Annotated in this window: 28 protein-coding genes and 2 pseudogenes; 27 read left to right on the top strand and 3 right to left on the bottom strand. The window is 33.1% G+C overall.

Translation table 11 applies throughout. The features are described from left to right. Positions 1-10: 10 nt before the first annotated feature. The gene (locus CBR30_02915; protein PMQ01958.1) at positions 11-1237 is read right to left on the bottom strand and encodes an alcohol dehydrogenase; all 1227 of its coding nucleotides are present in this window, start codon (positions 1235-1237) and stop codon (positions 11-13) included. 112 nt (positions 1238-1349) lie between these two features. Between CBR30_02915 and CBR30_02910 the strand changes: the two genes are divergently transcribed. Together CBR30_02910 and CBR30_02905 are read left to right on the top strand one after the other, a co-directional pair. Then, entirely contained in the window at positions 1350-3125 is a 1776-nt protein-coding gene (locus CBR30_02910) for an ABC transporter permease (protein ID PMQ01957.1), read from the top strand. Beyond that, positions 3109-3611 (top strand): annotated as a pseudogene (locus CBR30_02905) (nitroreductase family protein). The gene CBR30_02910 and the pseudogene CBR30_02905 overlap by 17 nt, the downstream one beginning before the upstream one ends. 40 nt (positions 3612-3651) lie before the next feature. Here CBR30_02905 and CBR30_02900 read toward each other — a convergent pair. Next, complete coding sequence (locus CBR30_02900) at positions 3652-4062, bottom strand: hypothetical protein (GenBank protein PMQ01956.1); 411 nt, start codon at positions 4060-4062, stop codon at positions 3652-3654. 157 nt (positions 4063-4219) lie between these two features. Between CBR30_02900 and CBR30_02895 the strand changes: the two genes are divergently transcribed. From CBR30_02895 to atpC, 25 genes and pseudogenes are all read left to right on the top strand, one after another. After that, positions 4220-4885: a DNA-binding response regulator gene (locus tag CBR30_02895; GenBank protein PMQ01955.1), complete on the top strand. Its 666-nt coding sequence runs from the start codon at positions 4220-4222 to the stop codon at positions 4883-4885. Further along, the gene (locus CBR30_02890) at positions 4886-6124 is read left to right on the top strand and encodes a two-component sensor histidine kinase (GenBank protein ID PMQ01954.1); all 1239 of its coding nucleotides are present in this window, start codon (positions 4886-4888) and stop codon (positions 6122-6124) included. Positions 6125-6156: 32 nt separating this feature from the next. After that, on the top strand, positions 6157-6924 hold the full coding sequence (locus CBR30_02885) for an inositol monophosphatase (GenBank protein ID PMQ01953.1): 768 nt from the start codon (positions 6157-6159) through the stop codon (positions 6922-6924). Beyond that, a complete protein-coding gene (locus CBR30_02880; protein ID PMQ01952.1) occupies positions 6921-7499 on the top strand; it encodes a hypothetical protein in 579 nt (192 codons plus the stop codon). The genes CBR30_02885 and CBR30_02880 overlap by 4 nt, the downstream gene beginning before the upstream one ends. A 5-nt stretch (positions 7500-7504) precedes the next feature. Further along, positions 7505-8932, top strand: a complete 1428-nt coding sequence (gene lnt, locus CBR30_02875; GenBank protein ID PMQ01951.1) for an apolipoprotein N-acyltransferase — start codon at positions 7505-7507, stop codon at positions 8930-8932. Further along, the gene (locus CBR30_02870; GenBank protein ID PMQ01950.1) at positions 8929-9477 is read left to right on the top strand and encodes a hypothetical protein; all 549 of its coding nucleotides are present in this window, start codon (positions 8929-8931) and stop codon (positions 9475-9477) included. The genes lnt and CBR30_02870 overlap by 4 nt, the downstream gene beginning before the upstream one ends. 12 nt (positions 9478-9489) lie before the next feature. Beyond that, the gene (gene lptC / locus CBR30_02865) at positions 9490-10155 is read left to right on the top strand and encodes an LPS export ABC transporter periplasmic protein LptC (GenBank protein ID PMQ01949.1); all 666 of its coding nucleotides are present in this window, start codon (positions 9490-9492) and stop codon (positions 10153-10155) included. Positions 10156-10158: 3 nt separating this feature from the next. After that, on the top strand, positions 10159-11241 hold the full coding sequence (locus CBR30_02860; protein ID PMQ01948.1) for a permease: 1083 nt from the start codon (positions 10159-10161) through the stop codon (positions 11239-11241). Further along, on the top strand, positions 11220-13346 hold the full coding sequence (locus CBR30_02855; GenBank protein PMQ01947.1) for a hypothetical protein: 2127 nt from the start codon (positions 11220-11222) through the stop codon (positions 13344-13346). The genes CBR30_02860 and CBR30_02855 overlap by 22 nt, the downstream gene beginning before the upstream one ends. A 45-nt stretch (positions 13347-13391) precedes the next feature. Further along, the gene (locus CBR30_02850; GenBank protein PMQ01946.1) at positions 13392-13550 is read left to right on the top strand and encodes a rubredoxin; all 159 of its coding nucleotides are present in this window, start codon (positions 13392-13394) and stop codon (positions 13548-13550) included. A gap of 11 nt (positions 13551-13561) precedes the next feature. After that, complete coding sequence (locus CBR30_02845) at positions 13562-14746, top strand: nitrite reductase (protein ID PMQ01945.1); 1185 nt, start codon at positions 13562-13564, stop codon at positions 14744-14746. Further along, positions 14736-15647: an alpha/beta hydrolase gene (locus CBR30_02840; protein ID PMQ01944.1), complete on the top strand. Its 912-nt coding sequence runs from the start codon at positions 14736-14738 to the stop codon at positions 15645-15647. Before CBR30_02845 ends, CBR30_02840 begins: the two co-directional genes overlap by 11 nt. Continuing rightward, positions 15637-16593, top strand: a complete 957-nt coding sequence (locus CBR30_02835; GenBank protein PMQ01943.1) for a serine protease — start codon at positions 15637-15639, stop codon at positions 16591-16593. The genes CBR30_02840 and CBR30_02835 overlap by 11 nt, the downstream gene beginning before the upstream one ends. A gap of 7 nt (positions 16594-16600) precedes the next feature. Further along, entirely contained in the window at positions 16601-17194 is a 594-nt protein-coding gene (locus tag CBR30_02830; protein PMQ01942.1) for a thymidylate synthase, read from the top strand. A 55-nt stretch (positions 17195-17249) separates the two neighbouring features. After that, complete coding sequence (locus CBR30_02825) at positions 17250-18128, top strand: acetoin utilization protein AcuC (protein ID PMQ02075.1); 879 nt, start codon at positions 17250-17252, stop codon at positions 18126-18128. 20 nt (positions 18129-18148) lie between these two features. Then, positions 18149-18604 (top strand): glutamyl-tRNA amidotransferase, encoded by a 456-nt coding sequence (locus tag CBR30_02820; protein ID PMQ01941.1) that lies wholly within the window; start codon positions 18149-18151, stop codon positions 18602-18604. Beyond that, positions 18601-18804, top strand: coding sequence for a hypothetical protein (locus tag CBR30_02815; protein PMQ01940.1), 204 nt, complete (start codon positions 18601-18603; stop codon positions 18802-18804). Before CBR30_02820 ends, CBR30_02815 begins: the two co-directional genes overlap by 4 nt. Continuing rightward, positions 18779-19099, top strand: a pseudogene (locus CBR30_02810) (hypothetical protein). Before CBR30_02815 ends, CBR30_02810 begins: the two are co-directional and overlap by 26 nt. Before the next feature lie 16 nt (positions 19100-19115). Next, positions 19116-19772, top strand: a complete 657-nt coding sequence (gene atpB, locus CBR30_02805; protein ID PMQ01939.1) for an ATP synthase F0 subunit A — start codon at positions 19116-19118, stop codon at positions 19770-19772. A 14-nt stretch (positions 19773-19786) separates the two neighbouring features. Further along, on the top strand, positions 19787-20044 hold the full coding sequence (locus CBR30_02800) for an ATP F0F1 synthase subunit C (protein PMQ01938.1): 258 nt from the start codon (positions 19787-19789) through the stop codon (positions 20042-20044). A gap of 3 nt (positions 20045-20047) precedes the next feature. Then, complete coding sequence (gene atpF / locus CBR30_02795) at positions 20048-20785, top strand: ATP synthase F0 subunit B (GenBank protein PMQ01937.1); 738 nt, start codon at positions 20048-20050, stop codon at positions 20783-20785. Then, positions 20782-22317, top strand: coding sequence for a F0F1 ATP synthase subunit alpha (locus CBR30_02790; GenBank protein ID PMQ01936.1), 1536 nt, complete (start codon positions 20782-20784; stop codon positions 22315-22317). Before atpF ends, CBR30_02790 begins: the two co-directional genes overlap by 4 nt. Then, positions 22283-23170 carry an ATP synthase F1 subunit gamma gene (gene atpG, locus CBR30_02785; GenBank protein PMQ01935.1) on the top strand — a complete coding sequence of 296 codons (888 nt, stop codon included), beginning with the start codon at positions 22283-22285 and terminating at the stop codon, positions 23168-23170. Before CBR30_02790 ends, atpG begins: the two co-directional genes overlap by 35 nt. Continuing rightward, entirely contained in the window at positions 23160-24560 is a 1401-nt protein-coding gene (locus tag CBR30_02780) for a F0F1 ATP synthase subunit beta (GenBank protein ID PMQ01934.1), read from the top strand. The genes atpG and CBR30_02780 overlap by 11 nt, the downstream gene beginning before the upstream one ends. 1 nt (position 24561) lies before the next feature. Next, a complete protein-coding gene (atpC, locus tag CBR30_02775; GenBank protein PMQ01933.1) occupies positions 24562-25008 on the top strand; it encodes an ATP synthase F1 subunit epsilon in 447 nt (148 codons plus the stop codon). Here the strand turns inward: atpC and CBR30_02770 are convergent. Further along, complete coding sequence (locus CBR30_02770) at positions 24986-25570, bottom strand: transcriptional regulator (protein PMQ01932.1); 585 nt, start codon at positions 25568-25570, stop codon at positions 24986-24988. The genes atpC and CBR30_02770 overlap by 23 nt on opposite strands. Positions 25571-25685 lie beyond the last annotated feature (115 nt).

Genomic DNA, 25685 nt, shown 5'->3' with positions numbered 1-25685 from the left:
AGCCCCTTTTTTAGAATACAAAGGCGGATTTTATCATTCCATATTTGCTTCTTCTAAAATTCATTTCTATTGCCTTTTTATAATCCTTTAAAGGAAATGTGTGGGTTAAGAGAGGAGAAAGATCTAAACCTTTTTCCATAAGCTCTAACGCAATTTGATAACATCTTTTTCTTTCTCCATTATAATCTTCTTCAGCTGAGGAATTAGTGCCGAAAACCTTTAATTCTTTGAACCATAGAGGTGTCCAGTCCACTTTTTTTGTCTCTCCTACTAACCCAACCATAACTAATTTTCCACCCATTTTAGTAAATCTTAGGGCATCATCTATACTGTCATCGGTACCTACACATTCAAATACCACATCCGCTCCACCTACTAAAATAGGTTTACCTAAGATAGGCTGTAGAATTTCACCGCCAACCTCGTCAGCTACTCTTTTATAAAGTTCTTTTTTATTTAGTCCTTTCGTATATATTATTTCAGAAGCTCCGTATTGTTTTGCAAACTCTCCTTGATACTTATATCTTGCTAAAACTATGATTCTTGCTTTACTTCCTAAGGCTCTTAGGGAAGACACTACATTTATTCCAATACTTCCTGCTCCTATAACTAAAACAGTATCGGAATCCTTTGGAAAATTTCTAATCACAGGATGAAGAGCAGAACAGAAAGCATCCACTAAGATAGCATTTTCATTCTTAACTTTTTCTGGTACTTTAAAAATCTGGGATTTATGGGCTACGTAATATTCTCCCCAGCTTCCTCCTGTATCTTTGCATGATCCTATCATAAATCCTGGGGATATACTACCTTTTGTAAAATTTTGACATTGACTAAAATCGCCTTTTTGACAGAATTCACATACTGGCTCTATATCACGGGCAGAACAAGAAAGAACAGGATCTGCTATTACTCTATCTCCAATATTGATATTTTTTACATTTTCTCCTTTTTCTACAACAATTCCTAAGTTTTCATGTCCTATAACGAAGGGGAAGGATGCAAATGGGGATGTCGATGGACTGTCATGTAGACGTATTAGATTTATATCACTACCACAGATACCTCCCATTAAAGTTTTTATTTTTACCCAGTTTTCATTTGGGAGTTTGGGCTCTGGAATATCTCCATATCTTATACAGGAAAATACATTGTAATAAAAAGATGAATTTAGTTTACCCAAAACCTTGCTAATTAAATATCTCGGTATACTTTCCTCAAAATAAACTGCTTTCATAAATCCATCTCCTTTCTTGGAAAATAGTTTATTAAATTATATAACAAATTCAATCTTTTTTAACTTCAAGATATAATGTTAATATCCCGAAGAAATAAAAGGGAATAAGGAGGTGTTTAAGACGTCGTACATATGGAGACTATTAAAAATAGCAAAACCTTATTGGAAATATTTGATCCTTTCTGCTGTTAGTATGTTGGTTTTGACTGCCCTTAATCTTATTGGTCCTTGGCTTATCCGCTCTCTAATAGGTATAGTATCGAATATAAGTAAATATCCAAATGCAAAAGAGGATTTAATTAAAATTTCACTCCTTCTTATAGCTTCTTACATAGCAGGGGTGTTATTCCAGTTTTTAAGAAATTATTTATCTCATTATGCTGCTTGGCATATTGTAGCAGAGGTTAGAACTATGGTTTATGATAAGCTTCAGAATTTGTCTTTCAGGTATTTTGTTGATAAGCAAACAGGACAACTTATGTCAAGGGTTGTCAACGATACAGCTAATTTAGAGGTTTTAATAGCTCATGCTGTGCCAGATTTAGCTACTAATATTCTCATATTATTGGGGGTTGCTTTTATTTTATTCTTAATTAATCCTATCCTTGCAGGTTTATCATTAATACCAATTCCATTTTTAGTTTTTAGTAGTACTATTTTTGCGAAGAAGATAATGCCGATTTTTAGGAGGGCTCAAAAGGCTCTTGCGGATTTGAATGCAGATTTACAAGATAATCTTTCAGGAATAAGAGAGATACAGATTTTTAATAAGCAGGAACAAGAGCTATTAAAGATTAAAGATAAAGTTTATAAGCATATTCAGTCTTTATTAGATGCTTTAAAGTTGAGTGCTATTTTTCATCCAACAGTAGGATTTTTAAGCTCATTAGGTACTCTCATCGTAGTATCTGTTGGGGGAATTATGGCTCTAAATGGTAAATTGCAGGTTCAAGATATTGTAGGTTTCTTACTTTATTTAAATATGTTTTATCAGCCAATAACTGCTCTAAGCCAGGTTTTAGAAAATATACAGCAGGCTTTAGCAGGTGCAGAGAGAGTTTTTGAGGTTTTAGATACAGAGTCTGAAATTAAAGAAGATCCAAATGCTATAGAATTGAAAAACGTGAAGGGGAAGATTAGTTTTGAAAATGTTTGGTTTTCTTATGTTCCAGGAATTCCTGTCTTGAAAAATATTTCCTTTGTTATAGAGCCAGGAGAAATGGTAGCCTTTGTGGGACCAACAGGTGTGGGAAAGACTACAATTATGTATCTAATAGCAAGATTTTTTGATCCTCAAGAAGGCTCTATTAAAATTGATGATATTGATATAAGAAAAGTAACCTTGAAGTCTCTGAGGGATCAAATAAGTATGGTTATGCAGGATGTATTCCTCTTTAATGGGACTGTGTTTGAGAATATTGCTTATGGAAAAGAAGATGCAACGTTGGATGAGGTAATAAAATCTGCTAAAATTGCCTGTGCTCATGATTTTATTATGGAATTACCAAATGGTTATGATACAGTGGTTGGAGAGAGAGGAGTTAAACTGTCAGGAGGACAAAAACAAAGATTGGCTATAGCAAGAGCTGTACTTAAGAATTCTCCTATATTAATTCTTGATGAAGCAACTTCCTCAGTTGATACTCAAACCGAAAGAGAAATACAAAATGCTATAAATAATCTTGCAGGTACAAGAACAATTTTAATAATTGCTCATAGGCTTTCAACAGTAAAAAGGGCTGATAAGATAATTGTTTTAAAAGAGGGAGAAATTGTAGAAGTCGGAAATCACGCAGAATTAATGAAAAAGAAAGGTTTCTATTATAATTTGTGTCTTGCTCAATTTCCAGAGGAAGAAAAGGAGGTTTCTTATGTTAGAAACGATTAGGGTTATAAAGTCAAGAAGAAGCGTTAGAAAATATTTGGATAAGGAAATTCCAAAGGAAATTTTAGAGGATATAGTTGATTGTGCGAGATTAGCTCCCAGTGGATATAATAAACAGCCTTGGGTCTTTGTAGTAGTTACAGATAAAAATATTAGAGAAAAAAATAGCGGATGTAACTCCTTATGGAAGATTTATTAAAGATGCTCCAGCTTGTATTGCTGTATTTTGTGAAAAGTCTGCAGAAACTGCATTAGAGGATGCTTGTACTGCAACAGAGAATATTATTATATCTGCTCAGGCTTATGGGTTGGGAACCTGTTGGGTAAATTCTTACAAAAAAAGCCCATTCAGAAGAGGTAAAAAGAACTTTAAATTGTCCTGAAGATATGGAGCTTATGACTATGATATCGGTTGGTTATCCTGCTGAGGAACCAAAAACTCCCCCTAAAAAATCCTTGTCTGAAGTATTGAGATGGAATACATTTTAAAAATTAAGGAGGCAGGTTTTTACCTGCCTCCTTACTAAACTTACCATCTTCTACCAAAGCCTTGTCTTCTTCCGAAACCTTGATTTGATTGAGAGGTTAAATCTAATAATTGTTTTCCATCAACTGAAACTTTTAGAGCTCTTATGACATTAGTTACAGCACTCTTGAATCCATCAATTTCTACTTTGCTTCCTACCTTTAAATTTAGTTTGTTTTGTAGCCAGTATGCTCCAATTCTTACCGTGATTGTTTCACCTTTTGTAGTTTTTACATCAATTGTTAAACCTGGATCGTAGTAAATCTTTTCTACAGTACCTGTTACTTTTACTTGCTCTAAAGTAGTAGAGCAGTTAGGGCAAGTTCCTGGAGCAAACCTTGGACCATAAGCATAAGCTAAACTTAAGATACTAAATACTACTAAACTTAAAATTACTAAACCTTTGAACCTCATCTTTTGATACCTCCTATTTTTTATTTTTTAATCCCGGGTTTATCCCCGAGACGATAATAAGTTTAAAAGAGTAACCTTAATAGAAAATAAATTAATCCTTAAAAAATCCTTAGAAAATTGGGTTATAATACAAGGAGTAAATCTGGGAGGAATTAAGATGAAAATATTAATAGTAGAGGATGACCCTAAGATTGCAAAATTGTTAGAATTGGAGTTAAAGCATGAAAAATTTGACACGCAGGTAGTTTCAGATGGATATTCTGCTCTTATATCTGCAGAAGAGTATAAGCCTGATGTGGTTATTTTAGATATTCTTCTACCAGGTTTAAATGGTAAAGAAGTAGCGAAAAGATTAAGAGAAAAATATCCCAATATAGGGATTATCATGCTCACTGCTTTAGGAGATGTGAAGGATAAGGTAACTGCACTTAGCTTAGGGGCAGATGACTATGTTGTGAAGCCTTTTAGTATTGAAGAGTTAATTGCAAGAATTAAGGCAGTGGCAAGAAGAAAGGAAAGAGATGAGGCGGAAGTACTGGAGCTCTATGGAATAAAGTTGTTCCCAGCTCAATATAGGTTTGAGGTGGATGGGAAAGAGATAGATTTATCAAAGACAGAATTTAATCTTTTATATTTTTTAATGAGAAATGCTGGTATAGTGGTAACTAAGGATAGAATCCTTGAAGTTATATGGGGAGATAGTAGTGATGAGAGAATGAATTTAGTAGAAGTGTATATTAATTATCTAAGAAAGAAGTTAGGAAAGAAAGGAAAGTTTATAAAAACTGTTCGAGGAGTAGGCTATACTTTTAGAGGGGAATAAATGAAGTTAGCATGGAAATTAACAATTCTCTTCAGTATAATTTTTTCTCTTTTTATTATTCTCTTCTCCTATGGATATTTTGTTTATACGAGAAGTTTGGTATTGTCTGAGACTAAAAGAGAATTAGAAAGAGTTTTGATTTCCAGAGGCATGATGATGGGGAGAGGAATGGGGTTCCAATTAGGTCTTAGATACTCAACCTATTATATCTATTCAGAGATTTTAGGAATTATTCAAGATCCCTTTAATATTGGAGTAGTTAATAAAGAAGGAATAGTGGAAAAAGATCAAAATTATTACTTTTTTATAAGAAGGGATGATTATGTTGTTGGAAAAGATATTACTTCTTTAATTACTGCTATTAATAGACTAAGGAGAAGTATTTTATATACTGGTTTTATAGGTATTTTAATATCTTCATTTTTAGGTTATCTACTATCCAATAGATTTTTAAAGCCTATTAGAGAGGTTATAAAGACAGTAAAGGAAATTGATGCTAAGAAACTGAAGATGAGAGTGAAATTACCAAGGCAGAGAGATGAATTATGGGACTTAATTAATACTCTGAATAATATGTTGGAGAAGGTGGAAAAAGCTTATGCAATGCAGGAGCAATTTATCTCTGATGTATCTCATGAGTTAAAAACACCTCTAACGAATATTCTTGGCTATGTAAAGATGCTGAAAAGATGGGGAAAAGAAGATGAAAAAGTGCTCAATGAATCTTTGGATGTTATAGAGGATACAGCGGAAAATATGAAGAATTTAATTGAGGTACTCTTGGAAATGGCAAAAATTCAGGAGAAAATAAGTAAGGATGAAATTGATATAGAAGAGTTTTTGCATGAGCGTATAGTTTATTATGAAAGGATGTATCCAGAATTTCATTTTGCGCTAAAGATAGATTCTAACACAAAGATTTATTCATCTAAGATTTTATTAGAGATTTTATTCAATATATTGGTGGATAATGCGGTTAAGAATAGTTTAGATAGAAAAGTAATTGAATTGGGCTTCTCTAAAGGTATGTTTTTTGTTAAGGATTACGGAAGAGGTATTCCAGAGAGCGAAAAAGAAAAAATTTTTGAAAGATTTTATAAGGTTGATAAGTCAAGAAGTAGCGAGGGGTATGGACTTGGTCTTTCTCTTGCTAAAAAGATCTGTGATGTATTGAATATAAAAATTGATGTAGAATCTAAGGAGAATGAAGGTTCTACTTTTTACCTTAAAATATTATAATAGATCTTAATTTCTTACGAGGGAGGATTTTTATGGATGACATATTTGGGGTTATGATGGAAACAGCAATGAAGTCTGGTGAGCTCTTAAAGAAATATTTTTATAATAGAGATTTTGAGGTAGATCAGAAGACTATATCTTATGATTTGGTAACGAATGCGGATAGGGAATCTCAGGAACTTATCATTTCAAGTTTATCCTCTAAATTTCCCCACATACCTATCTTAGGGGAAGAAGGCATGGAGATTAAAAAATATGAAAGAGCCTTTTTTGTTGATCCTTTAGATGGAACCCTTAATTTTGTGCATGGTATTTCCATGTTTTGTGTTTCTATAGGATATTGGGAGGATGGAAATCCAAAAGTTGGGGTTGTTTATGCACCTATCTTAGGAGAATTATTTTTTGCTAAAGAGGGAGAAGGAGCCTATCTAAATGGGAAAAGGATTCATACCTCAAGTCCAAAATCTTTGAAGGATGCCCTTCTTGTTACAGGCTGGCCTTACGATAAGGAGAAATTGAAAAAGGCAATTAAGACTGCAAATAAAATTTTAGATTTTACAGAATTTAGAGCCTTTGGGAGTGCCGCTTTAGAGCTTTGTTATGTGGCTATGGGAATCTTTGATGGATATTGGGAATATGGGTTATACCCATGGGATCTTGCAGCTGGAGTTTTGATCGCTAAAGAGGGAGGAGCTATTGTAAGAAAACCAGATGGAGAAGAATTTGATCTTTTTGAGGGAGAAGTATTGGCAATTTCTCCCCATATTTATGATGAATTTTTAAGGGTTATTAAGGAATGAAAAGATTATTATTGATCTTAATATTGCTTGTTTTTTCCTTATCTGGTTGTGCTAGAACAGTAACAAGTCCTTTGAAAAAAATTGTAGAAGTATCATTTTCTTTTAGTGAAACTTTAGGGGGAGAGCAAAAAAATTATATAGCAGTAGTTTTTAATATGAATAAAGAACCTATTTGGGAAAATTTGTCTACATGGAAAAACTTTATCCTGTTTAATGGAGATAAATTTTATAAGGGGGTTAATGGGGATCAAAATCTAAAGATTGACCAGGAGAAAGGAGATATTAACCTTGATAATTTAACAGAGGTTACGTATGGAACTTATGACAATGGATCTATTCGTTTGCAAATACCTTTAATTAACCTTTATGAAAATAATATAGAGCCAGACCAATTATATATCAATGTTATCTTTTTTAATGTTTATTATGATCCTAATACGGGATATTATCTTAATAAAAATGATGATTTATTAATGACAAATTCTGATGGAATTTTATTGAAATTAATAAGGGGATCATCGGTTACTGCCAATGATTCTTTAAAAATTAAAAATTTTAATGCAAAATTTTATTGAGGAACATGTTTGACTTAATTTTACTTTTTTTATCCATATTATTATATGTTTTTTCCTATCCACCTTTTAATTTTTCCTTTCTCATTTTTTTTACTCTCATTCCTTTGTTTCATCTTATTTCAAGGGTTTCTGAAAAAGAGGCTTTCTGGTATGGCTTTCTCTATGGATTTGGTTTTTATGGGATTAATTTTTATTGGATTCCTAATCTTTTAAGGAATTTTGTGAATTTTTATTTTGGAATTTTTGTTAATCTTCTTCTTATTTCTTACCTTTCTTTATACAATGGATTATTTTTATGGGGTATTAAGAAGAGAAATTCCTTTTTATTTCCTGCGTTTTTTTGGTGTTTTTTAGAATTTATAAAAAGTATTGGTCCTCTTGCCTTTAATTGGGGCACCTTAGGAGAACCCTTAGTAAATGTATATCCTCTTTTGCAGTGGGCAAGTATATTTGGTGGTTTGGGATTAAGCTTTATTGTAGTGCTTATAAATACAATTTTATATTATTTTTTTAAAATGCCTATTAGAAAAAAAATATTTAGTATCCTTTTTGTCTTTTTATTATTTTTAGTAGGAGAGATTTTGGGGGCAGTGTCTTATGATTCCCAAATAAAGCTAAAGGTTGGCGTAGTACAAGGGAATTATGATAGTTTTTCAAAGTATTATCTAAGAGATATTGAAGATCAATTGAGAGTACATAAGGATTTAACATTATTATTACCGGATGATCTTTATTTAATTGTTTGGGCAGAAAGTGTTTTGTTTTGCACTCTAAATAATTATCCCAGTTATCTAAAGGAGTTAAAAGATTTAGCAAAGGAGAAGGGGGCTTATTTAATTGTAGGGGCTTTGAAATATGAAAAGGGCAAAATTTATAATTCCGCTTATCTTTTCTCCCCCTTTAGTGATGAATATGAGACATATAGTAAAGTGCAGTTGGTACCCTTTGTAGAGGAATTGCCTTTTTCCTTTCTTTTTCCCAACTATATTAAAAGTTTGGTGGGAGGATATAGTAGAGGGGAAGGTTTTTATCCTTTTAAAACTCCTCTTGCAAATATTGGTACATTGATTTGTTTTGAATCTTTATTCTCTTATACTGCCAGGGAACAAATAAGAAACGGTGCGGATATTCTTGTGGTTATAACTAATGATGGTTGGTTTCAGGGAACTCCAGCTGTATGGCAACACAGAAATTTATCCCTAATAAGGGCTGTGGAAAATAGAGCTCCATTAGTTCAAACTGCAAATACAGGTGTAACCTTTTTTGTAGATCCCTATGGTAAAATATTATGGGAGAGTAGGGAAGGTGAAAAAAGCATATATTATCAGGATGTTTTAATTAACAAAAATGGATTTTCCTTATATAGAGTATGGGGAGATATACCTTTATTTATGGCATTTATTATCTATCTTATTTTTAGGATGAAATCATGAATAAAGTAATTTCTTTAGGGGTTTTATTAGTCTTAATATTAACAGGATGGGGATTAAGTGCCTTATTATCAAAGCCCATTGATTTGGACATTCCAAATGTTTCTCATGAGGAGGCTGGAGTCTTTGGTAAAAATGTAATATTAAGGGGAAGAGAGGAGGGAAATATTTCTTGGGAGATAAAGGCAGATGATTTAAAAATTGATCTCTCTTATAAAAATTTTTATTTCAAAGGGAATATAGAAGGAAAGGTATATAGAGGAGAGAAGCTATCCATAGATGTTAAAGGTGATTCTGCAGAAATAAATATGGATAAAGGAGTTTTAGTATTTCCAAAGGGAGTAGATTTTCAGACCGAGGATGGATATAAAGGTACTGCTCCCTATGCAGTATGGTATATGAGTACAAAAGAATTTATATGTTCAAAAGGAAGAGTTAAATTTGAAAAAATAGGTGAGTTCAAGGCGGAGGCAGATTTTTTCCGTTTTTCCTCTAAGGAGGGTATTGCAGTTTTTGAGGGTAATGTTGTTATTGAAACTGGTATTTAGGAGGTAAGAAAAATGAGAAAAGTATTGATTTTTTCTCTTTTAATTTTATTTCTGGCTCATATAAGTACAGTCTCAGCCCAGACAACTCCTACAAAAAATCCTGTTCAGATTAAGGCTCAAAAGGTCTCGTATGATTGGGGAAAGAAAATGTCAAAGGCGGAAGGAAACGTAGTGGTAATCTATAAGCCAGGTAAAGAAGACGAAACAAGGATTACTGCTACAACTGTGTATTACAATCAAGATGCAAGCTTGGTTGAGGCGCCTGGAAAAGTTTCTATTTCTCAAAGGGATTTAAGTATCTCAGGAGAAGATTTAAAGGCGGACCTAAAAAATGAGAATGTTGAATTAAAGAAGAATGTTTCTATTGTAATTCAAAGAAAGGTTGAAGGGGGTAAATTGGAAGTTACAAAAATTACCTCTCAAAGTCTTAAATATTCTCTTCGGACAAATACGGGGAACTTGTTTGGAGGGGTAAGCATAGATAGAGAGGATCTAAAAGGAAAGTCTGATAGTGCTGTAGTGGATACTAATAAGGAAATATATACACTAATAGATAATGTTTCAATATTAGATAGTGAGAAAAACGAGATAAGATGTAGCAAAATCAGTGTCTATGTAAAAGAGAAGAGGATGGAAGCAGAAGGAGATGTGGAAAGTATATTTTATGTGACAGAATAAGTTATGAAGCTTTATATAAGATATATTCTTGCAGAAGTTATTTCTCCATTTCTTTTAGGTATTTTGGGATTTGTCTTAGTAATGTTAATACAAATCCTTTATGAGTTTTCTGATTTTATAATTCTAAAAAGGATTAGTATTTATACAGTTTTAAAACTTCTTTACTATAAAGTCCCCTCACTTTTGGTCTTTGTGATCCCTACCGCATTACTTTTTGCAGTTATTTTTGGATTTAGTAGGCTAATAAGGGATGGAGAGCTTTTTGCATTAAGAAGCAATGGAATACCCTTTATAAAACTTACAATTCCTATTTTTATATTGTCTATTTTACTCTCTGGTATTCTTTGGATGTTAAATTATTCCTTGATTCCTAATTCAAATTATAGAGCAAATCAAATTATCCAAAGGTATTTCTTTGTAAATCCTCTCCCTACCAAAGGAGAAAATATTTTTTTTCATGATGAACAATCAAGATATTATTATGTTAAAAAGGTAAAAGAAAATAGTAATGTTTTAGAGGGAGTAATGATATTTGACTTATCATTAGGAGAAGAGTTTCCTATGCTTCTTACAGCAAAATCTGCTATCTGGAGTCAGGAAAAATTAATTTTACAGGATGGTATAGTACATAAATTAGGGAAAGACCATTTTGTTTCTTGGGAGGGAAAATTTGATACCTTTCAAATAAATTTGCCCCAGGAATTTCTATATATATTTCAAAGGGAGAGAGGACCTCAGGAGATGACAACCAATGAACTTATGAGAAGAATAAGGGTTTTTAGAAAAGCGGGGGTATCCTCAAGAAGCTTAGAGGTAGAAAGTAATTTAAGAATAGCTCAAAGCATTGCTATACCTGTTTTTACCTTGCTTGCCTTTGCTGTAATATTATTTACTGGAAAAAGTGGGAGGTTATGGGGTACAGCCTTTAGCATTATAATTGCTTTCTTTTATTATGGTTTTACAATATTTGCTCGATCTTTGGGAGAGTATGCAATATTTTCTCCTTTCTTTTCTGCATGGCTCCCTAATATTTTCTTAGGAACCATTAGCTTAGGAGTGTTTTTATGGAAAATAAGAAAGTGGTAAGAATAATTTCATTTATTCTGTTGCTTTTAATAGTAAATGAGGTTTTCGGTGAGACTTCTCCTTGGAGTATAAAGGCGGAGAAGATAGAATTTTATTGGGAGACTCGTACTTTTAAAGCCTATGGTAAGGTAAAGATTGAGGGAAAAGGTATTATCATATATGCAGATAGTGTGGAAGGTAATGTAAATGATGGAATAGTAAAGGCTTCTGGGAATGTAGTATTTAAGGATCGTAAAGGAGAATTTTTGGCAAAGGAATTGGTTTACGCTTTTAAGAAGGATGAGGGTGAGCTTTTGCAGGTAAAAGCTACATATACGGCGGAAGGAGTAAAGGGGAATTTATATTTTTCTGGATCATTATTGGAGTGGAAGAAAAATGAAATAATTATAAATAAAGGTGCTATAACGACTTGTGATTTGGAAAATCCTCATTATCTTCTATATGCCTCGAAGATCACCTATTTGCCTGATGACAAGATAATTTTAGATGGAGTCTCTTTAAAATTTATATTCTTGCCCTTCTCAATTCCTTTGTTTAGATATGTTATCTCCTTAAAAGAGGAACCTAATCCTTTTCCTCAAATAGGTTTTGATGCCCAAAGCATATTTTTATCCTATCCAATTTCTTATGTTATTTTTAATCAGGCAGGATTAATTTCTATTCTTTTAAAGCATAATTTTGTAACAAATCAAAATCCTTATTCTATAGATATAACCCAAAATTATAATCTCAGGAATATAAAGGGAAGTATTAAATTGAATTTGTCAGAGTATATAGATTTTCAGAGTATTAAAAGTCCCAATGTTTCTTTAAATTGGAACCATGATCAAAAAATCTCTGATTTTATTTTCTTTAATAACAACTTATCTTACTATTTAAAGCCTCAGTATAATTACTTTAGTATTCAAGATAATTTAAGGTTTACTTTTACTTATGGATTAAATAGGACATCTTTGCAGTTTAATATGTCTCAGGATGTAAATTCCCAAAAGTTTGGCTCAATTCTTAATTTATCACAGAATTTTGATAAAGAGGGAACAAAATCTTTTGTTTTTAATGCAAGATATAATAATAACATTATTTCTGGAAATAGAAGATATGAATTATATGAAGATGGTAGAATTAATTTTAGGGGTAAAAATTATTCCCTCTCGATCTATCAAAATTATAGGGTTTCTGACCCTAAAAACTTATTATTACTGAAAATACCTGAGATCACATTTAATAGTAATTTTAATTTGTTTAGTGTACCCCTAAGATTTGAAGGGATATTAGGCTATTACGATGAGCCATCTTCTTATATGAAGGCATTAAAATTGGGTTATAGTTTATATCTCCCCTTATCTTATAGGGTATCAAATTTAAGTTTAAACGCTAATTTAGGCTACAAGCAAGATTTTTATCAGACAGGAGATGCAAGATATTTTGTTTTGGGGAATTTGCAGGCAAACTATAAACCCCTATCCTTTTTGAACTTATCTACAATTTATAATTTTCAGCTTTTAGGAAAAGATATAATCACAGGAGATTTGGGTAATACTCCTTTTTATTTTGATTACATGGGAGAAACAAATAATCTGACTCTCTCTATACTTTTAGGGACTCAGGATGTTAATCTTTCTCTTTCTGATTCTTATAATTTCATAAATAATACACTATCTCCATTGAATATTAGGGGAAGATTAAGTTATAGAAATCTTTTTATTCTTACGGGAAGCAGTAATTATGACTGGAAGAATCAAAAGTTTTCACCTGTTATTCTTCAGGGAACTTTTTCTTTGCCACCTACAATGGCATTTAGCTTAGGAGCTTTAATAAATCCCTATTACGATAATCCTCTGCAGAGATTAGATTACAAATTAATATTTGACATAAAGGGTGATTGGCATTTTGCAGGTAAGTTAACTTTATGGGGAACATATCCATCAGCTAATGTTTATCCATTAATATCTTTGGAAAAAGACCTCCATTGCTTTTTAGGTAAGTTTTCTCTAAATCCAAATACAGGAAGTTTTCAATTTGAGATATCATTAAAAGCTATTCCTACTAAGAAAATAGGAGGAGAATTAACTCCAACAGGATTTTCTTTACTGCCTAATTTTTGATATAATTTAGACTGAAAATAATTTTACTTTAGGAGGATTAAAAACATGCAAAAATATAGATGTTTAGTGTGTGGGTATATTTATGATCCTGAAGAAGGAGATCCAGATGGCGGAATTCCCCCAGAGACCCCCTTTGAGGATTTGCCAGATGATTGGGTATGTCCTGTTTGTGGAGCTGGCAAAGATATGTTTTCTCCTGTATAGGAGATTGACCTATGATCATAGTTATAGGGAATGGTGTTGCAGGAATAACTTGTGCTCAAGTAGTTAGAGAGAAAGATCGTACAATTCCTATTCTTGTAATAACAGAAGAAAAATACCCATATTATGCTCGCCCACAGATAATTGAATTTTTAGCAGGAAAAATAGGAGAAGAAGAACTTCCATTTTATCCATCAAGTTGGTATCAAGAAAAAAAGATAGATGTCGTATATGGGGAAAAAGGATTAAGTGTTGATTTAGATAAACAAATTTTACTGACTACAAAGGATAAGTACAAGTATAGTAAATTATTAATTGCAACAGGTGCTAAACCCTCTAAGCCACCTCTTGAGAATATAGATGCAAAAGGAGTTTTTACTTTAAGAAATATAGATGATGCAAAGGAAATTTTAGATTATATTAAGGGAAAAGAAAAAGTCGTAATTTTGGGATGTGGTTTATTAGGCTTAGAGGTAGGAAGGGCTCTATCTCAAAGAGGTCTTAAGGTTGTTGGTATAGAGTTTTTCCAAAGGCTTATTCCAAGGCAGTTGGATGAAGAGGGAGCAAAAATATTTCAAAGAAAGCTTCAGGAAAAATTCGGATTTGAATTTTATTTGGGAGCAAAAGCGAAGAAAGTAATAGCGGAGAATAATATTTTTAAGGGAATAGAATTAGAGGATGGAAGAAAAATTTTGGGCGATTTGTTAATAGTTTCTGCTGGAATAATTCCAGAGATAGATATAGCTAAAAAATCTGGGATTGAGGTCAATAAAGGGATAATAGTAAATGAATATATGGAAACAAATGTAAAGTATGTTTACTCTGCTGGCGATTGTGTAGAGTATTCTGGAAGAATTTATGGTATTATTCCTGCCAGCTTAGAACAAGGTAGTATTGCGGGGAAAAACATGGTAGGAGAGAAAACTGTATATACAGGGACTATACCTTTTAATACATTAAAAATTACTGGAATTTCTTTGGCATCTATGGGAAATATTGAGTATAACGAGCCCAATGCGGAAATATTTGTATTAAAGGATGAGGAAAAAGGTTTTTACAGAAAGCTAATTTTTGTTGACAATGTTATTGTTGGAGCTATTCTTTTGGAAAATTCTCAAAAGTATATAAATAAGATAAAAAGTCTAATAAGTAGTAAAAAAATCATAGAGAAGAAGGATGAGATCCTATATGAAGAGTAGAATGAAGTTTTTTATTGTTTTTCTTCTACTCTTTTTCCTTCCTTTATTCTCAATGGATCTTAAAAAATTTTTGGAGGATGTCAAGGGCATTCAGGATAATGTGCTTTATTTTACCTCTTTGGATGGGACTAAGCTGGCTTATAGGGTTGTTTCTCCACCATCTCCAAAGGCAATTTTGATATTTGTTCATGGAATAACTTCCTACGGTAAATATTATCTTCCTTTTGCCTATAAACTTTCTGAAAAAGGAATAAAGGTTTATTTACCTGATGTTAGAGGGCATGGTAATTCCCAAGGAAAGAGAGGAGACTCCCCTAATACTGCTACAATTGTTCAAGATATGGGGCTATTTTATCAGATGGTTTTAAAAGAAAATCCTCCTATTCCTATCTTTTTAGGAGGACATAGTATGGGGGCAAGCTTAACTGTAAAATATGTACATGAGCTTAAACTTTCGCCCTCAGGACTTGTTCTTGTAGCTGGAGGTTTACCTGTAAGTAGAATATCTTCGAAGAGTGAAAAACTTTTAAGGCTTAAAACTTTATCAAGAACCTTTCAATTTATTGCCCCCATATTTCCTCATATGAGAATAATTTCTTTTGAATTTCCAATAAAAGTTGACGATCCTTTAATAGTTTCAAATTATTCTTATGCTTTCTTCCGGGCAGTTTTCCCTACAGATATGGATCATATTTGGGAAGGTTTAGAGCTTCCCATTTTAGCTATTATTGGAGATAAGGATGAATTTTTTGGTAAGGAGGATGTGGAGCAAGCCTTTTTAAAACACAAAAAAGATAATAGGGTTTTTGTTATGTTAGAAGATACTGATCATTTGGATGTTTTAGAAAAAAGTGTAAAATATATAATAGAATGGATTTTGAGGGAAGAGAATGGATTATGAAAATATTTTGGAGGCTTATTCTTTAGCTTTAGTTAAGGTTGTAGAAAAGGTAAGTCCTGCGGTGGTTAATATTGACATTAACAAGCCGGTACTTTCTTTTTTGCCTGCTGTTGAGGCAAAAGCAGGTGTAGCATCAGGATTTTTATTTTATCCTGATGGTTATATCATTACAAATAGCCATGTAACTAAACAGGGGGGTAGATTTGTAATAACCTTGGCAGATGGTAGAAGATATGAGGCGGAGATAGTAGGAGAGGATCCTCCAACAGATCTTGCTGTCTTGAAAATTCCTGAAAGAAGGCTTCCTGTTTTAGAGTTTGGTGATTCTGATAAGTTAAAGGTTGGTCAGCTTGTGATGGCAATTGGTAATCCTTTGGGTTTTGGTCATAGTGTTTCAAGTGGAGTTATTAGTGCTTTAGGAAGATCTTTAAGAAGTTTAAGTGGGCATCTCATAGAGAATATAATTCAAACTGATGCCCCTTTAAATCCAGGAAGTTCAGGTGGTCCTTTGGTGGATGTTTATGGTAAGGCTGTAGGAGTAAATACTGCTATAATTCAAGGGGCTCAAGGTATCTGTTTTTCTATACCTATAAATACTGCAAAATGGATAGCGGAATTATTAATAAGGGATGGAAGAGTTAGAAGAAGTTTTCTTGGAATTTTGGGACAAACTGGTGTTTTACCACCTTTATTAAGGGAGAAGTTCAACTTAAATCAAGAAGGGTGTGTTATTGTTTTAAGGGTTGCTCCTTTTAGCCCCTCTTATAAAGCGGGCTTGCAAGAAGAAGATGTTATAATTCAGATTGAAAATACCATCATTAATGGTATTGATGATGTTCATAAAGTTCTGACCTATACTCCACCTGGCACAAAGGTTAATGTAAGGGTTATAAGAGAAAGGAAAAAGTTGTTAGATATACCTATTATTTTAGGTTCCCAAACCTAATGATTTTATGGAAGATGAGTATTTAGGCTTAGAAAATATTGGAAAAGTCGAAGTTAATATAAAACATTCAATATTTATCGGTTTAGCGTATCCATTAGAGGGGAAAAACTACCAGGATATTTTGAGAGAGATAAAACTTGAGTATCCTTCTGCTACTCATTATTGTTGGGCTTATAGAAAATTACCACGCGAGGAGTATTTTTCTGATGGTGGTGAACCTTCTGGTTCCGCAGGAAGACCTATATTGAACTCTCTAAGGGAGTTTAATCTTTGGAATTCCATGGTTGTGGTTGTTAGATATTTTGGGGGAGTTAAATTGGGAGTAAAAGGGTTAATTTCTGCATATTATTCAACATCTAAATCTGCTATATTGGCTGGAAGGATAGTAAAAAAGCACATTACTGCTGATTATATTTTATCACTTCCCTATAACCTATTAAATAATGTGAAAAATGACATTTACAAGAATTTTACAAAAGAGGTAGATATGGACTTTCATGATAAGGTAATATTAAAGATAAGAATACCATTAAGTAAGAAGGAAGAATTTGAGAATTACCTGCTCAGAAAGGAGGGAATAGAGATTGTCAAAAACTCATAGTGCTATTATTTTTGGAGAAGAGTCCTTTAGTTATTCTTTTCCAGGGGATCATCCCATGAATAGAAAGAGATTAGAGTCTTTTTGGGATGAGTTAAAGAAGAATAATAATTTGAAAATAGATATAATACCTCCTGATATCGCAAAAGAAGATGATCTTCTCCTATTCCATAAAAAGGAATATGTTCAGCTTGTAAAGGAAAAATCTAAGGAAGGAACTGGGTATTTGGATTATGGAGATACACCTGCATATCCGGGCTGTTTTGAGTCTGCCTCTTATGTTGTAGGGTCAACTTTAAAGGGGCTTGATCTTATTTTAAGTGGAAAGTATAAACATGTGTTTGTCCCTATGGCTGGTTTACATCATGCAAAAAGAGATAGTGCTGGTGGATTTTGCATTTTTAATGATATTGGAGTAGCTATTGAAAAAGCAAGAAAATCCTATAATGTCTTGGACATATTTTATATAGATATTGATGCTCATCATGGGGATGGTGTTTTTTATGAATTTCTTTCAGATCCCCATTTATATATTGCGGATATTCACGAAGATGGTAGATTTTTGTATCCTGGAACAGGCGGAAGACATGAAAGGGGAGAAGAGTCAGCCTTTGGAACTAAGTTAAACATTCCACTGCTTCCGGGATCTTCCGATGAGGATCTTCTTTTAGCATTAAAAGAGATTGAAGATTTTGCTATGGAGTTCAAAAGTGAACTTATAATTCTACAGGCTGGAGTAGATGGTATTAAAGGAGATCCTATTACCCATTTGAATTATTCTTTGGAAGCTTATGAGAAGTTTATTAGAGGAGTTCATGAGTTGTCCCATAAAGTATGTGATGGAAGGTTGTTAATATTAGGTGGTGGGGGTTATAATCCAGAGAATACAAAGAACGGATGGATGAGAATTGTAAAAATTTTGAATGAAGAAAGTTAGGGAGAAAGGAGGAAGAGAAAGTGCTAAGTGAAAAGATTACAAAAGATTATATGGAAGCAATGAAAAATAAGGATAGTTTTAGGGCAGAAGTTTTAAGTTTCTTACGTTCTGCAATAAAGTATAAGGAGATAGAATTGAGAGAAAAGGGGAAGGAACTTTCTGATGAGGATATCATAGATGTAATAAATAAGGAGATAAAGAAGAGAAAAGAGGCGATAGAATTATATAAAAAGGGAGAGAGAATAGATCTTGCTGAAAAGGAGGAGAAAGAGTTAAAGATTTTGGAAGAGTATCTTCCAAAACAGCTTACAGAAGATGAACTAAGAGAAGTAATTGATAGGATAATAAAAGAGGTGAATGCTGAAAGTATTAAGGATTTAGGAAAGGTTATGAAATCCGCAGTCTCAGAACTGAAAGGAAGAGCGGATAATACAATTATAAGGAAGATTGCAGAGGAGCTTCTTAGTAAGAAATGAGGAAAAAGCCAAGAACTCCATGGGAGATTTTTAATGTTGCTTTTTCTTTGGGAACGAGTGTGTTAGCTTCCCTATTGGTTGGTATATTTTTAGGATATTATCTGGATAAGATTTTTAAATCTTCTCCAGTTTTTCTTCTTGCTGGAATAGCATTGGGAATCTGGGCAGGTTTCCGTGATATCTTCAGGATACTTGGATAAGTACTTTAAGATAGGTAAAATATTGGTAATAGTGGGATTATGTATTTATCTATTTTTCCCTTACATATCTTCTTTGACATTTGGAATTGGTAGTAGTATAATTTCATTTTGTTGGTTATCGGAAGATATAAAAAAATATGGTGTATTTGGTTATAAAAGAGGTATAATTAAAAGATATGGATTATTAATATTGACTTTTTTGATGAGTCTCAAAGCAGAGCTTTTTGGAGCTTTGCTTTTTATTTTAGGATACGTAATAGGTCAATGGTACATGATTTTTAAGGTATTACGTAATGAGAAGGTGAAAAATAATGGAAGAGATAGGTCCACGGGAAATAGCGAGAATAGGAATTTTTAAAATAACAAATACATTTATAAGCTTACAGATTGTAAGTATTTTAGTTTTGTTGATTAGTTTTTGGGTTTCCTATAAACCTACCGAGGAGATAAGGACAAGAAGACAAAGCTTAGTGGAAGCTCTTATTGAAATGTTCCAAAGGTATTTGGGGGGATTTTTAGGGGAAGAAAAAGCAGTAAAGTATTTTCCTTTTTTCTCTTCTCTTTTCCTTTTCATTCTTATTTCTAATTGGTCTGGTTTGATTCCTGGCTTTACATCCCCTACTTCTGATCTAAATGTTACAATTGGTCTTGCTATAGGCACCATTGGTTATATACAATACGTTGCCATAAAAGAAAAAGGTATTGATTATCTCAAAAGCTTTATCTCCCCCTCAATTATCTTTCTCCCTATAAACCTTTTGGAACAAATTACAAGACCGGTTTCTTTATCTCTTCGTTTATTTGGAAATATTACAGGAGAGCACATTGTGCTTGCCATAATTTCTTTTTTAGCTCCTTTAATTGTCCCTGTTCCTATTATGGCTCTTTCCATGTTTATGGGTTTTATACAGGCATTAATTTTTACTACTCTTTCAGCCGCCTATTTGGCTGCAGTATTTGAGGAATAAGGAGGTAAGTTGACATGTTAGGATGGATTATCATTGCTTCTATTGTTACTGCAGGTTTATCGATAGCTTTAGTAGGTATGTTTGCTACACGTGCTCAGGGTAATGCTGCTTCCTCTGCTTTTGAGAGTGTAGCAAGACAACCAGAAGCAGGCGATCAAATTAACAGAATGCTTTTGTTTGCCCTTGCTTTTATTGAAACTATTGTAATTTTTACATTAACTATATCTTTAATTTTACTATTTGCAAATCCACTTTTGGGGAGACTGCAGTAAGGTATGTTTAACTTTAATGTTCTTACAATATTTTCTTCTATAGTAAATTTATTAGTTTTAGCTTGGATTATAAAGAGGTATTTTATTGGCTCTCTTCTTAGAATAATGGAAGAGAGAAAGAGGAAAATAGAGGAAGCAATAAAAACGGCAGAGGAAAAATTAAAAGAAGCAGAAGAGCTGAGAAAGAGAAGAGAAGAAAGGTTGGCTATGGCAAGGGATGAGGCGGCAAAAATTGTTGATGAGGCTGTTAAAAATGCTGATAAATTAAGACAAGAAATTATATCAAAAGCAGAGGAGGAAGCAGAAAAAATCATTCTAAAGGCTCATGATATAGCTAAGGCGGAAAGAAAAAGAGCCTTAGAAACATCAAGAGAGGAGATTATTAACCTTTCAAAAATAATAATTAAACAATTTTTTGCGAAATATTTACCACCATCAAGCGAAGAAGAATTTTTGTCTTATCTTGTAGATTCCTTTGATAAATTTATAATGGCAACAAGTTTCAATTCCTTAAAAGAAGTAAAGTTAGTAGTTCCCAATAATGTTAATTCTAATATTATCAATAAGATTGAGAAAAAACTGAGAAATATTATCCCGGGAAATTGGAATTTTGAATGTGAAGAAGATCCATCAATAGTACTTGGCTTTAAACTATTTCTTGGAGAATATTTGTTAGACCATTCATTAGATTATCATCTTAATCAGATTTATCAGCACATTAGGGAGACGGAGAATATATGAGAGAAACAATTTTAGGGCTCTCATGGAAAGAGATAGAGAGTAAAATAGAAAAATACGAGTTTTCTCCAAGGCTTGCTAATATAGGATATGTAAAATATGTTGGAGATGGAGTTGCTCAAGTTTCTTTGCTTGATGATGCTTTTGTTGGCGAAATTGTAGCCTTTTCATCTGGTGTTCTTGGAATGGTCTTAAATCTTTCTGAAGATTCTGTTGGGGTTATTCTTCTTGGGAAAGATGAGGCAGTTAAAGAGGGAGATATAGTCTATTCTACTGGTAAAATGGTACAGGTTCCTGTGGGAAGTAGCTTCTTGGGTAGAGTTATTGATCCTTTAGGTAATCCTTTGGATGATTTGGGTCCTGTCTACCCTGAAGCTTTCATGCCTATTGATAGACCTGCCCCAAGTATCTTTGATAGGGAACCAGTTAAGGAACCCCTTTATACTGGAATTAGAGCTATAGATGCCTTGATTCCTATAGGACATGGACAAAGAGAATTAATATTGGGAGATAGACAGACTGGAAAAACAACAATTGCAATAGATACAATAATAAACCAAAGAAGATATGGAACAATTTGTATATACGTTGCTATAGCTCAGAAAAGAACAAATATAGCTCGTATTGTACAAACGCTAAAGGAATACAAGGCTTTAGCTAATACTATTGTTATTGCGACATTTCCAGATCAATCCCCATCCATTAGATATCTTGCCCCCTTTGCTGGATGCGCTATGGGAGAGTATTTCATGAACCAAGGGGAAAAGGTCTTAGTGGTTTATGATGATTTGACAAAACATGCAAATACTTATAGAGAAATTGCCCTTCTTTTAAGAAGAGTACCAGGAAGAGAGGCATATCCTGGAGATATCTTTTATTTACATGCTCATCTTTTAGAGAGAGCTGCAAAACTAAATGCCAGAAAAGGAGGAGGAGCCTTAACTGCTCTTCCTATTGCTGAAACTTTAGCAGGTGAAATATCTACTTATATCCCTACAAACCTTATATCTATCACTGATGGTCAGATTTATTTGGATACTTCTCTTTTTAATGCGGGAATTAGACCAGCCATTAATGTGGGGCTTTCGGTATCCAGAGTAGGAGGATCTGCTCAACCAAAAGGAATAAGGCAGGTTGCTGGTATGTTGAGATTGAGTTTGGCGCAGTATAGAGAATTTTCTCTCTTCTTAGAATTTGGTACAGAATTAGATGCAAACACGAAGAAAAAGGTAGAAAGAGGACTTAGGATAGAGGAGATATTAAAACAGGCACCTCATGATGTACAACCTATTGAAGAGCAGATAATAACTTTTTACCTGGTAAATGGTGGGTTTTTAGATAACTATCCTGTTGAAAAGGTTAAGGATATTGTTTATCAATATATTCAATATGTTTCTAAAAAATATTCTTCTCTTCTTTCTCTTTTACGTCAGAAATTAGAATTAGATGACCAGATAATTTACGAGTTACATAATAGTTTCCAGGAGTTTAGTAAAGAATATGCCAACTCTTCAACAACTGAGAAGAAAAGTTAAAAGCATAAACAATATAACCCATATAATTAGATCTATGGAAACTTTGAGTATAGTAAAGATTAGGGCTTTCCAAGATAGAGCCCTAAGATTAAAGCCCTATACCCAAGAATTGCAGAGAATGTTAGAGAATCTGGTCGCAAAGTTACCTAAGGAATATTTGAATCATCCTTTATTAAAAGAAAGAGACATTTATAATACGGGTATTTTAATGATAACATCAGATTGGGGTTTTTGTGGAAGTTATAATGTGCAGATACTTAATACAGTAGAAAAATTTATAAAGGAAAATCCTAAAAAGAGGTATAGTTTTTATCCTGTAGGAATAAATGCAATAAAGTTTGTGAAGGCAAAAAATTACAAAGTAATAGATTCATTTACTCATCTTTTAGATAATCCTGACTTCTTACAAGTAAAAAGACTTGCTCGCAGTTTATTGAGAGATTTCCTTGATGAGAAAGTGGATGAAGTTTTTGTTATTTCCTATGACTTTGTTAATATTGCAAGACAGGATATTATTATAAAAAGATTACTTCCTCTAAAACCTTTAAATATTACAGAAGAGAAAGAGGAAAGTTTTTTATTCCTTCCTTCTCCAGATAGAATTATTGGTCCCCTTCTTGAAAACATTTTTGAGACTACTTTATATCAGATATTTCTTGATGCATCTGCCAGTGAACAAGCTTTTAGAAGAATAGCCATGAGAAGAGCTTACGATAATGCTCAGAAAGTTTATGAAAAACTGGTTTTTCAGCTTAACCAAGTAAGACAAACAAAGATAACAAGAGAGCTCCTTGAGATTATATCGGGTATTGAAACTTTGAAAGAACAAGAGGTGGTTAGAATTGGAAGGTAAAATTATTGCAGTGAATGGTCCTGTTGTTGATGTTTATTTCCCTCAAGAGATCCCTTCTTTAAATGAGGCTTTGGAAGTTCATAATCCAAACGGCGAAAGTGAAAAGTTGATATTAGAAGTAAGAATTCATTTAGGGAATAATAGGGTTAGAACTGTTGCTTTAGGAAGCACAAATGGACTGCGTAGAGGAATGCCAGTAAAGAGATTATTTCATCCTATAAGAGTGCCTCTTTCTGAACAGCTTTTAGGAAGAGTATTGAATGTATTTGGGGAGCCAATTGATGGAGGAGATCCTATAGAAGGAGAAATGGAGTCTATTGTTAAGAGTGCTGTAGAATTTCGTAGGGTACAGCCTTCTTATTCCATTTTAGAGACAGGTATAAAAGCAATTGATCTACTTACTCCTTTCCCACGGGGAGGTAAAATTGGTTTATTCGGAGGAGCCGGAGTAGGCAAGACCGTTTTACTCATGGAGCTTATTCATAATATAGCTACTGCCCATGGAGGAATTTCTGTTTTTGCAGGAGTTGGAGAAAGGTCAAGAGAGGGAAATGAGCTTTGGCTCGAGATGAAAAATTCAGGGGTCATTTCAAAGGCAGTTTTGGTATTTGGACAGATGAATGAGCCTCCAGGAGTAAGAATGAGAGTTCCGTACACTGCTTTAACCATCGCTGAATATTTTAGAGATTATTTAGGAAAAGACATTTTGCTTTTAATAGATAATGTATTTAGGTATGTACAGGCAGGAATGGAAGTATCTTCTATGTTAGGAAGGATTCCATCATCTGTAGGTTATCAGCCTACCCTTCTTACAGAAATGGGAGAATTGGAAGAGAGAATTATCTCTACTGATATGGGGTCTATTACATCGGTACAAGCAGTATATGTTCCTGCAGATGATTTAACAGATCCTGCTCCTGCTACAATTTTTTCTCATTTGGATTCTACCTTAGTGCTATCAAGAGAGATAGCGGAGATGGGTATTTATCCTGCAGTAGATCCTTTAGCATCTTCTTCACAGATATTAGAGCCTCAGTTTGTTGGTGAAGAACATGCAAAAGTTGCAAGAAAAGTTGTAGAAATTCTACAACACTATGAAGACTTAAAGGATATTATATCAATTTTAGGAATGGAAGAACTTTCAGAAGAAGATAGGTTAATTGTTCAAAGGGCAAGAAAAATTCAGCTCTTTTTATCTCAACCTTTCTTTGTAGCATCTCAATATAATAATATTCCAGGAGTATATGTGCCACGAGAAAAGACAATAGAGGGCTTTTCTGCCATAATTAATGGAGAGGTAGACGATATTCCTGAGGATGCCTTCTATATGGTAGGAACTTTGGATGATGTAAAGAAAAAAGCTCACGAGATGGGAGCTTTAATGTATTAGTATGAAAGAGGATAAGGAGAAACTTCTCCATTTAGAAATAGCAACACCAGATAGGGTAGTATTTAGAGGTAATGTTTATGAGGTAATAGTTCCTGTAGAGGATGGCATGTGGGGAATTTTACCAGGACATATGAACACTTTGGCTTATTTGAGAATTGGAGTTATAAAAGTAAAAGAACAAAGTGGTAAAGTTGATTTCTTTGCTACTGGTGAAGGATTTTTAGAACTTATTGATGATAATGTTTATATTACTGTAGATTCTGCGGAAAAAGCAGAAGAAATAGATATATTAAGAGCTAAAAAAGAGAAGGAAGAGATAGAAAAACTCCTTTCTGAAAAGAAGGCAATTACCCAAAAAGTACAACTTTATGCCTCTCTTCAAAAGGCTTTAGCTAAATTAAAGGCTGTTGAGAGCTTAGAAGAAGCTAAAAGTTCCAAAGAGCGATAGAAGTTGTTGAAACTCCAACAGCACCTGCTTTAAGGATATCTTTTGCCTCTTCTGGGGTACGGATGAGTCCTCCTGCAATTAAAGGATAGGGCAGTTGTTGTTTTAATTCTTCACCTAAATGAATGAATATTATACCTGGTAATATTTCCACGAAATCTGGCTCTGAAGTTTGCATAATCTTTACTCCGGTTGCCAATGCTGATGAGTCTAAAACAAAAAATCTTTGGATTGCAATGAGTTCTTCTTCTTTTGCCTGTTGAATAAGATTAGTCCTTGTAGTTATAATCCCATCTATCCCTACTACCTCTCCTAAATATCTTAATGCATATTTATCTTGAGCTAATCCCTCTAATAAATCTAAATGAATAAAAACATGTTTATTGTTTTTTTTAATTTCCTGTACTATGTGGGGTAAAGTTAAAATGTTTGTTTTTAATAAGAAGATGACCTTTGCTTTACTTTGAAGAGCCTGTGTTAATCTATCCTCCTCTCTCACAGCAGCTATAATAGGATTACTCTTTAATATTTGAAGAAACTCATGTTTTTTAAGCTTCTCAACCATACCATATACTCCTTTAATCAAGATTTTTAATATATTTATTCTAAGAAGATTATAACAGATAATTACTTTCTTTGTCAAAGAAATTAAAATGTATTTTCAAGGAGTTTTTAGAATT

Source organism: Dictyoglomus sp. NZ13-RE01, assembly GCA_002878375.1.
In the GTDB taxonomy this organism is placed as follows: Bacteria; Dictyoglomota; Dictyoglomia; order Dictyoglomales; family Dictyoglomaceae; genus NZ13-RE01.
Note: the sequence above shows the minus strand (reverse complement) of the source record. Positions and strands in the feature narration are given on the sequence as shown.

Coding starts and splice junctions, on each gene's coding strand:
- CBR30_02915 (PMQ01958.1), bottom strand. CDS start 1,237: ATGAAAGCAGTTTATTTTGAGGAAAGTATACCGAGATATTTAATTAGC.
- CBR30_02900 (PMQ01956.1), bottom strand. CDS start 4,062: ATGAGGTTCAAAGGTTTAGTAATTTTAAGTTTAGTAGTATTTAGTATC.
- CBR30_02895 (PMQ01955.1), top strand. CDS start 4,220: ATGAAAATATTAATAGTAGAGGATGACCCTAAGATTGCAAAATTGTTA.
- CBR30_02890 (PMQ01954.1), top strand. CDS start 4,886: ATGAAGTTAGCATGGAAATTAACAATTCTCTTCAGTATAATTTTTTCT.
- CBR30_02885 (PMQ01953.1), top strand. CDS start 6,157: ATGGATGACATATTTGGGGTTATGATGGAAACAGCAATGAAGTCTGGT.
- CBR30_02880 (PMQ01952.1), top strand. CDS start 6,921: ATGAAAAGATTATTATTGATCTTAATATTGCTTGTTTTTTCCTTATCT.
- lnt (PMQ01951.1), top strand. CDS start 7,505: ATGTTTGACTTAATTTTACTTTTTTTATCCATATTATTATATGTTTTT.
- CBR30_02870 (PMQ01950.1), top strand. CDS start 8,929: ATGAATAAAGTAATTTCTTTAGGGGTTTTATTAGTCTTAATATTAACA.
- lptC (PMQ01949.1), top strand. CDS start 9,490: ATGAGAAAAGTATTGATTTTTTCTCTTTTAATTTTATTTCTGGCTCAT.
- CBR30_02860 (PMQ01948.1), top strand. CDS start 10,159: ATGAAGCTTTATATAAGATATATTCTTGCAGAAGTTATTTCTCCATTT.
- CBR30_02855 (PMQ01947.1), top strand. CDS start 11,220: ATGGAAAATAAGAAAGTGGTAAGAATAATTTCATTTATTCTGTTGCTT.
- CBR30_02850 (PMQ01946.1), top strand. CDS start 13,392: ATGCAAAAATATAGATGTTTAGTGTGTGGGTATATTTATGATCCTGAA.
- CBR30_02845 (PMQ01945.1), top strand. CDS start 13,562: ATGATCATAGTTATAGGGAATGGTGTTGCAGGAATAACTTGTGCTCAA.
- CBR30_02840 (PMQ01944.1), top strand. CDS start 14,736: ATGAAGAGTAGAATGAAGTTTTTTATTGTTTTTCTTCTACTCTTTTTC.
- CBR30_02835 (PMQ01943.1), top strand. CDS start 15,637: ATGGATTATGAAAATATTTTGGAGGCTTATTCTTTAGCTTTAGTTAAG.
- CBR30_02830 (PMQ01942.1), top strand. CDS start 16,601: ATGGAAGATGAGTATTTAGGCTTAGAAAATATTGGAAAAGTCGAAGTT.
- CBR30_02825 (PMQ02075.1), top strand. CDS start 17,250: ATGAATAGAAAGAGATTAGAGTCTTTTTGGGATGAGTTAAAGAAGAAT.
- CBR30_02815 (PMQ01940.1), top strand. CDS start 18,601: ATGAGGAAAAAGCCAAGAACTCCATGGGAGATTTTTAATGTTGCTTTT.
- atpB (PMQ01939.1), top strand. CDS start 19,116: ATGGAAGAGATAGGTCCACGGGAAATAGCGAGAATAGGAATTTTTAAA.
- CBR30_02800 (PMQ01938.1), top strand. CDS start 19,787: ATGTTAGGATGGATTATCATTGCTTCTATTGTTACTGCAGGTTTATCG.
- atpF (PMQ01937.1), top strand. CDS start 20,048: ATGTTTAACTTTAATGTTCTTACAATATTTTCTTCTATAGTAAATTTA.
- CBR30_02790 (PMQ01936.1), top strand. CDS start 20,782: ATGAGAGAAACAATTTTAGGGCTCTCATGGAAAGAGATAGAGAGTAAA.
- atpG (PMQ01935.1), top strand. CDS start 22,283: ATGCCAACTCTTCAACAACTGAGAAGAAAAGTTAAAAGCATAAACAAT.
- atpC (PMQ01933.1), top strand. CDS start 24,562: ATGAAAGAGGATAAGGAGAAACTTCTCCATTTAGAAATAGCAACACCA.
- CBR30_02770 (PMQ01932.1), bottom strand. CDS start 25,570: ATGGTTGAGAAGCTTAAAAAACATGAGTTTCTTCAAATATTAAAGAGT.